The organism is Polaromonas sp. P1_G2 (assembly GCF_056405515.1).
This window is the reverse complement of sequence record NZ_JBFUBY010000514.1, coordinates 1-1,207: the sequence shown is the minus strand read 5'-3', so window position 1 is coordinate 1,207 and position 1,207 is coordinate 1. Positions and strand designations below refer to the sequence as shown.

The following is a 1,207-nucleotide window of genomic DNA, read 5'->3' as shown; positions in this document are numbered from 1 at the left end:
GCATAGGCGTTCTTCAGCGTGATGTCCACCGTGAGCGGTCCCTTGGCCGTCAGGTCGGCCACTTGCACCGCCACCGACTTGCCGCGCGGCGAGACTTCCATCCAGCGCTTGAGGCTGGCCACCACGTCGTCGGCGTTGAGCTCGCGGCCGCTGTGCAGCATGACGCCTTTTCGAAGCGCGATGGTGTAGAGCTTGCCGTCGGCCGAGATTTTGGGCATAGCCTCCGCCAGCATCGGCACCAGCGCCGCCTTGGCGTCGAAGGTGAACAGCGGCTCGTAAACGTGCTGCATGATGATGCAGACCAGGTCGGCCGGCGTGGACTGGATGTCCAGCGTCGGCGGCTCGGCCACCATGGCCAGGTTCAAGGCCGACTTGTTGCCCTGCGCGGCGGCCGGGCCGAATCCGGCGCCGGCCGCGCCCAGGGCCAGCAGGGAAGACAAGGCGGTGCGGCGGTGCATGCGAATTCCACGGGTCATAAAAAACTCCTGATTGAAGTTAAATTTCACAAACGAAGATTAATTGGTCTATAAATGGTATTTTTCAGGATAAACCCGAATAAAGGGGGAATTTCTGAAAATATTTTTCAAAATTACTGTCAATAAAGACTTTGAAAGGAGTTTGTTATGCCTCTGGAGTATTTAGGAAATCCCCCGCTGGCCTCCGACCACCAGCCCCGCCCGTTTTCGCCCGCCGTGCGCGCCGGTGACTTCGTTTATGTCTCGGGCCAGGTGCCGGGCGACGAAAAAGGCGAAATCGTGCAGGGCGGCATCGAGGTGCAGACCCGCCAGGTCATGAAAAACATCCAGGCCGCGCTGGCCCTGGCCGGCTGCACGCTGGACGACGTCTGCAAAACCACCGTGTGGCTGCAGGACGCGCGCGACTTCGGCAGCTTCAACCGCGTCTATATGAGTTACTTTGCGAACGGCAAGCCGGCCCGCTCCACGACCGAAGCGCGCCTGATGGTCGATGCGCGGGTGGAGATTGATGTGGTGGCTTACAAGCCCAAGGGCTAGGCCTGGTTCTTGGTTTGTTCCTGCTACGTGCTCTTTGCTGAGGGTTGCTGGCCGGGGGTAGCCCGGCGGCTACTCACTTTTCTTTTGCTTCGCCAAAAGAAAAGTAAGCAAAAGAAAAGGCGACCCTGGTTGCTGCGTCCCTTCGCTGCGCTACGGGCAACCTGCGGTGCTCGGTTCAGGCGGGGTCTCGCTAA

Annotated in this window: 2 protein-coding genes; one reads left to right on the top strand and one right to left on the bottom strand. The window is 59.8% G+C overall.

The window, feature by feature from the left end:
* The coding region (locus AC1D0P_RS25815; RefSeq protein WP_477679331.1) for an ABC transporter substrate-binding protein at positions 1-476 on the bottom strand (476 nt) is incomplete at its 3' end.
* 147 nt (positions 477-623) lie between these two features.
* On the opposite strand from AC1D0P_RS25815, the gene AC1D0P_RS25810 reads away from it, so the two are divergent.
* Positions 624-1,013: a RidA family protein gene (locus AC1D0P_RS25810; RefSeq protein ID WP_477679330.1), complete on the top strand. Its 390-nt coding sequence runs from the start codon at positions 624-626 to the stop codon at positions 1,011-1,013.
* Positions 1,014-1,207: the final 194 nt, after the last annotated feature.

Bases quoted from the DNA above. Each gene is read 5' to 3' on its own strand.
- AC1D0P_RS25810 (WP_477679330.1), top strand. From the start codon at position 624: ATGCCTCTGGAGTATTTAGGAAATCCCCCGCTGGCCTCCGACCACCAG.